Here is a 5,613-nt window from a genome sequence, read left to right as displayed (position 1 = left end):
GCCGCGTTCGACCAGCTCGGCCGGGAAATGGCGGAGACAAACCGACTACTCCGGGCCGTCCGGTCCGATCAGGCGGCCCGGAACCAGCAGGAACAGGCCCTGTCGGCCGAAATGAAGGCTGCTCTTAAACAGGCCACAGGAGCCTCACAGAAGGCGCTACAGGCCGCTCAGGCGGAAATACGTTCATCTCTACTCTGGACGGGCCTGACGGCCTTCCTGCTCGTTCTGGTGGCGTTTGGCGGGGGGTATGTCTTCGGCCAGCGGGCTGGATGGGACACCGGGCACGCGGACGGATACCAGAAAGCCCGGAATCAGGAGGCGGCCGCCAGCTGGGCGAACACCCCGGCCGGACAGCGGGCTTATGGCCTCGATCGACGGGGCAGCCTCGACCTGCTGTCCCTGTGCCAGGGGAACGGCTGGACCACGGAACGCCAGAAAGGCGGCACGGTCTGCTTCCCAAACGCGGACGCCAAGGGGAACGTAACCGGCTGGTATCTCCCCTGACCGTCACAGGATGGGGAAAGCCATCCAGCCCCTTATCGCTTCCTGAGCCATTTTCTCTTGCCCGATTCTGCCAACGTCACAGGGTCCGGGTGAGCGCGGAGCGGGAGCGGCGTAGCCCGCCCGCAGGGCGCCGGAACAGACCCCGAAATGGCAGTTTTCCACTGGAAAAAGGGGGGACAACAGGGGGATTAGATTCTTTTCTCTTTCTTAGGGATCGCCACACTCCGCAGGGAAGCAGGGAAAACAGGTTGTTTTAGGTGCCGGAATCTGGCACCTATTAGTGCCAGAGCTCGGCACCTAAAAACAGGTTCTCCACAGGGAGCGAAACATGGCCCAGATTGTGCGCCTCACTACCCACCAGCAACGCTCCGAACGAGAGGAAGCGGCACAGGTGGCCGAACAGCTCTCGCTTCTGTCCGAAGAACTCCTGAAGCATTTGCCCGGAGAGGCACGTTTAGCCATCTCAAGGGTTACTTACGCGCTCCAGAAAGCCGCGCGACCAGACACCACCGAAGGGCTTTGGCCGGGAGGTTTCATCATGTTGAGCCGCAACCAAACTATCGCCATCTGGGATGCTATTCGTGCCTTGCCGTCCGATGATCGGCCGCATCAGGTGCGCCATGTCTTCGATCTGGTGTTGGTTAATCTCCGGCAGGATACCGGCGAAATCCTACTCACACGTGACCAGCTCGCCGAGAAAGTCGGATGCACTTCGAACCACATCAGCCGCATCATGGGGACGCTGGAGAAAATGGGCGTGATCCGCCGCGAACGCCGCAAAATCGAGGGAATGCAGGGCCGAGGCGTGGCCGTGTATTTCATCAACCCGCATGTGGCATGGAACGGCTCGCTGGACGTCCGCAAAGCACAGGCCGCGGAAACCCGGCCACCCATGCAACTCGAACTTCTCCAAGGGGGTGCGTCGTGAGCAGCACCCTTTACAACCATGATTTTTACGCATGGACCAACGAGCAGGCCAGCCTGCTACGCGCTGGGAAGCTGTCCGAGGCGGATCTTGAACACATCGCCGAGGAAATCGAGAGCATGGGAAAATCCGAGAAGCGTGAACTTATCAGTCGTCTGACTATACTGCTTCTTCACCTGCTCAAATGGGAGTTCCAGCCTATACGCCGTGGTGCTTCATGGCGTCTCTCGATTGCCAACACCCGTGATGCGCTCACTGATCATCTGGCCGACAATCCGAGCTTGCAGAGCGTGCTGGAAGCCAGCGTAGAAACCGCCTATCGCCGCGCTCGCCGTGACGCTGCACTAGAAACGGGATTGTCCGAGAACACATTTCCATCAACCTGCCCATGGTTATTCAATCAGATGATGGATGAAAATTTCTGGCCTGAAGCCTAACCTTTAATACCAGCCGTTGCTTGCTGAAACCCATACCAATGACGCGAACCTATTGGTTCTCTACGTTGGCAGGAATACCCGTATCCCATTATGAGTTTGATCAATTAACGGTTGGTATAATTTGAAAAACGATTAATAGTGGAGATTACAATGTCAACCGCAATATACTCTTACGTTCACGATACAAGTAATCCAATTACAACAAGCGGTAGTTATCAGCTTTTTCCAACAGTTTACGCTCTTGGTATTGCATCAAGTGGTGGCGGTGAAGCTGTTTTCTCTGGAAGCGATGTAACCGCATCTATTTCTTTCGCTCCTGCTTTAATAAATGCAATTAACCCATATATTGTTCAATCTGAAAATGGCGCAAATGTTACAGTAGATGTAGGGTCATCTTTAATAGGACTCCTAACTGGATCATCATTTATTGCTAATGGTGGAACAATTAATATAACAGGTTCAGGAGGAATTTCAGCTCTAAGCGGATCTACTTATACCATAGAAAACGGTGGAACCCTCAATATGGGAACCATTGATGGAAGCACTGATGTAATTACAGCCTTATCAGGACAAAGCATTACTTTTGGAGATGGTGGAGGTACACTATTAATAAATCCATCTTCCAATCTTACACTTTTAACATTTAGTAATATAACTGGTTTTGGTAACGCAGGCTCTACAATTGAAATTACAGGAGCATCTAAAGTTACAAACTCAACATACAATGGAACAACCACAAGCATTACATTTGATACAGGATTAACTATAGAAATAAATGGTGACTATACTTCAGAAGATAATTCCCTTTATCAACAAACAAGCGATGGAAACCTATATATTAGCGCAACATCACAAAACAGCTTAGGAAATACAGCCTCTCTTGTCTGCTTCCTCCCCGGCAGCCTTATCAGCACGCCGCATGGCACGAAGGCCGTTGAAGAAGTGAGTGTTGGTGATGAAATCATTGCGTATGTTGATGGTGTTGCGACGCCTCGTCGCGTGACCTGGACCGGTCAGGCACACTGCAACGTTCGTGCCCATCTTCCTGATGATGAGGCAGGCTACCCGGTCCGCATCCTCAAGGATGCCATCTCGGACGGAGTTCCGTTCAAGGACATGCTGATCACGGCGGAGCACTGCCTGTTCTTCGATGGAAAGTTCGTCCCGGCCCGCATGCTTGTGAACGGTAGATCCATCTACTTCGACAAGTCCCTCACGTCTTACGACTACTACCACATCGAAACCGAAGTCCATTCGGTCATCATAGCCGATGGCATGCTCACTGAGAGCTACCTCGATGCCGGAAACCGCAGCACCTTCTCCCATAAGGGGAATGTCGTCTCGATCGGTAGCAGCCGCAACCTGAGCTGGGATGATGCCTCTGCCCCCCTGACAGTCTCCAGAGAAACGGTCGAGCCTCTCTTCCGCAACATCGAGAACCGTGCGGACAAGGCTGGCTTTGCGATCCAGACAGAAGCCCGCCCTCTGACAAACGAAAGTGACCTGCACCTGACCACGGATACAGGAGCAGTCATTCGGCCGGCACGTGAAAACAACGGACGGGTCATGTTCATGATCCCCAGCGGAGTTGAAAACGTCCGGATCATCTCCAATGCTAGCCGCCCCTGTGATGTGATCGGCCCCTTTGTCAATGACCGCCGCCAGCTGGGTGTTCTGGTTGGAACGGTTACCCTGTTCGAAAGCAACAGAACACGCACTCTGACCGATCACCTCCATGATGCCCAGCTCTCCGGCTGGAGCAACGTGGAAGAGGGAACCATGCGCTGGACCAGCGGCAATGCTTTGCTCCCCTTGGGAGAACGCGCACCAGGAGCCCTCGCCCTGATGGCAATCGAAGTCAAAGCCGCAGGTCCGTATATCCTGGACGAAACGCTCTCCGAGAATCACGCTCTGAAGGCCTGATGTTCTATTCTGTCCTGGGTCAGGACCCAGGACAGAATCACCAGGGATCATATCCCCGATCAGAGCGGCGACTTCGCCCTCTGGAGAGACCTTTCGAGCGATTGCGTTCCAGATCAGCAGCCTTCCTGGCTTCTTCAGCCGCCCGGATGTCCTGCTGGCGTCTGATTTCAGCCTGACGTACCAACTCCTTCCTCTGGCGCTCGGCCTCCCTCTCCCGCTCCATCCGCTGCCCGATCTTCCGGGCCAGACCGACCGCTAGCCGGGCCTTCTTCTCAAGGCCGGAGAACAGCGCCGAGGCCTTCTCCACGGCCTTGCGGGCCGTTTCCAGAGCCCGGTTTCGCTCTCGGATCTCCGCGTTCTGCTTCCCGAGATCCGTCAGCGGCCCCCGGCCGGGGATCTCGCGGCCCGCCTGACGCTCTAGGGCGGTCGCTGACACGCCCATATGCCAGGTCGGCTCCTGTTCCTTCCCCTGGCGCTCGAAACTCCGGTGATCCACCCGCTGTTCGACCTGGTGCCGTTCCAGCGCCGTGTTGACCTGCCGCGCCCACACACCCCGCATATGCTCGATCTCTGCCGAGGCGGTGCTGGCCACGTCCAGAACCCGCGTCTTGGCTCCCAGCCCGTCCGCCCCGGCCGTCCGGGTCGTGGTGAGGATATGGGCATGATGGTTCCGGTTGTCCCCTTCCCGGCCGGGTTCATGGATCGCCACATCGGCCACCACCCCGTACCGCTCCACCAGTTCACGGGCGAAATCCCGGGCCAGTTCTTTCCGTGCGCCCGCGTCCAGCTCGACTGGTAACGCCAGCTCATATTCCCGGCCGGTCTTGGCGTCCTTCCTCTTCTCGGCCGCCTCGGCTGCGTTCCACAGAGCGTTCCGGTCCTGCGCCCAGTCCGCGCCATCCGGGGCCACGATGAACGCATCCTCTACCCCCTGCTTGCGGGTGTAGTCGTGCGTCAGTCCCTGCCGCTCGTCCGTCAGTTCCTGACCAGCACGATAGGCAGCAGCAGCCACGACGCTGCGACCGGCCGAGCGCGAGATGGATTTGACGGACAGGTGGTAGATCGCCACGCCTCGCTCCGTTCAGTAAGGGTTCAGGGAAGGAACATCCCTGACGCACGCATTGGAACAATGCTAAAGTGCGCCCTTCACTCCTTCGTCGCAAGGGTTGTTTGCGCTCCACGATGAATCAAGAAAACTTCCGAAAAATCGGGTATCCTCAACAGGGTCACGCGAGAATGGAAATCACAACACAACAGACCATTGCACCCACTTGGTGCGGGAGGAAAAATGACACCCATCGAGAAGGCAAAACAGCAGGTCGAGCAGGCCAAGGCCCGGTATCAGGCTTTGCTCGCCAGACAGAACGCCGAGGAACGCAAGCTGGACACCCGGCGGAAGGTCATTCTCGGGGGGCTGCTGATCGACGCGGCCGGGAAAGATGAACGCTTCGGACGGGTCATTGACGAACTGATGAAACGCATCACCCGCGACCACGACCACAAGGCGTTCGAGGGGTGGCAGAAGCCGGAACCTGATCAGTCATGACCGACGAACGCGAGCTGGATGACGGGCTGGCCGCGTTCGACCAGCTCGGCCGGGAAATGGCGGAGACAAACCGACTACTCCGGGCCGTCCGGTCCGATCAGGCGGCCCGGAACCAGCAGGAACAGGCCCTGTCGGCCGAAATGAAGGCTGCTCTTAAACAGGCCACAGGAGCCTCACAGAAGGCGCTACAGGCCGCTCAGGCGGAAATACGTTCATCTCTACTCTGGACGGGCCTGACGGCCTTCCTGCTCGTTCTGGTGGCGTTTGGCGGGGGGTAT

The 5,613-nt window shown here is 56.8% G+C and carries 6 protein-coding genes and 1 pseudogene; 6 read left to right on the top strand and 1 reads right to left on the bottom strand.

Features of this window, described 5'->3' with window-relative positions; genetic code table 11:
* The 4 genes from KP703_RS15015 to KP703_RS15000 all read left to right on the top strand — a co-directional run.
* Positions 1 to 504 (top strand): replication protein (locus tag KP703_RS15015; protein ID WP_215755511.1); only part of this gene is annotated, 504 nt, incomplete at its 5' end.
* Positions 505 to 832: 328 nt separating this feature from the next.
* Positions 833 to 1,432 (top strand): helix-turn-helix domain-containing protein, encoded by a 600-nt coding sequence (locus tag KP703_RS15010; RefSeq protein ID WP_215755510.1) that lies wholly within the window; start codon positions 833 to 835, stop codon positions 1,430 to 1,432.
* Positions 1,429 to 1,866, top strand: a complete 438-nt coding sequence (locus KP703_RS15005; RefSeq protein ID WP_373687508.1) for a DUF29 domain-containing protein — start codon at positions 1,429 to 1,431, stop codon at positions 1,864 to 1,866. Before KP703_RS15010 ends, KP703_RS15005 begins: the two co-directional genes overlap by 4 nt.
* A gap of 150 nt (positions 1,867 to 2,016) precedes the next feature.
* The gene (locus tag KP703_RS15000; RefSeq protein WP_215755508.1) at positions 2,017 to 3,789 is read left to right on the top strand and encodes a Hint domain-containing protein; all 1,773 of its coding nucleotides are present in this window, start codon (positions 2,017 to 2,019) and stop codon (positions 3,787 to 3,789) included.
* A gap of 37 nt (positions 3,790 to 3,826) precedes the next feature.
* On the opposite strand, the gene mobQ is transcribed toward KP703_RS15000, so the two are convergent.
* A complete protein-coding gene (gene mobQ / locus KP703_RS14995) occupies positions 3,827 to 4,858 on the bottom strand; it encodes a MobQ family relaxase (protein WP_215755507.1) in 1,032 nt (343 codons plus the stop codon).
* A gap of 219 nt (positions 4,859 to 5,077) precedes the next feature.
* Here mobQ and KP703_RS14990 point away from each other — a divergent pair, with 219 nt between their 5' ends.
* Both KP703_RS14990 and KP703_RS14985 read left to right on the top strand, forming a co-directional pair.
* Positions 5,078 to 5,335, top strand: a complete 258-nt coding sequence (locus tag KP703_RS14990; RefSeq protein WP_029603324.1) for a mobilization protein — start codon at positions 5,078 to 5,080, stop codon at positions 5,333 to 5,335.
* Positions 5,332 to 5,613: pseudogene (locus KP703_RS14985) on the top strand (replication protein); the annotation flags it as partial. The gene KP703_RS14990 and the pseudogene KP703_RS14985, both read left to right, overlap by 4 nt.

Origin of the sequence: Acetobacter sp. P5B1 (assembly GCF_018811985.1) — a bacterium.
GTDB lineage: Bacteria > Pseudomonadota > Alphaproteobacteria > Acetobacterales > Acetobacteraceae > Acetobacter > Acetobacter cerevisiae.
This window is presented reverse-complemented; position numbering and strand designations above follow the sequence as displayed.

Bases quoted from the DNA above. Each gene is read 5' to 3' on its own strand.
- KP703_RS15010 (WP_215755510.1), top strand. From the start codon at position 833: ATGGCCCAGATTGTGCGCCTCACTACCCACCAGCAACGCTCCGAACGA.
- KP703_RS15000 (WP_215755508.1), top strand. From the start codon at position 2,017: ATGTCAACCGCAATATACTCTTACGTTCACGATACAAGTAATCCAATT.
- KP703_RS14990 (WP_029603324.1), top strand. From the start codon at position 5,078: ATGACACCCATCGAGAAGGCAAAACAGCAGGTCGAGCAGGCCAAGGCC.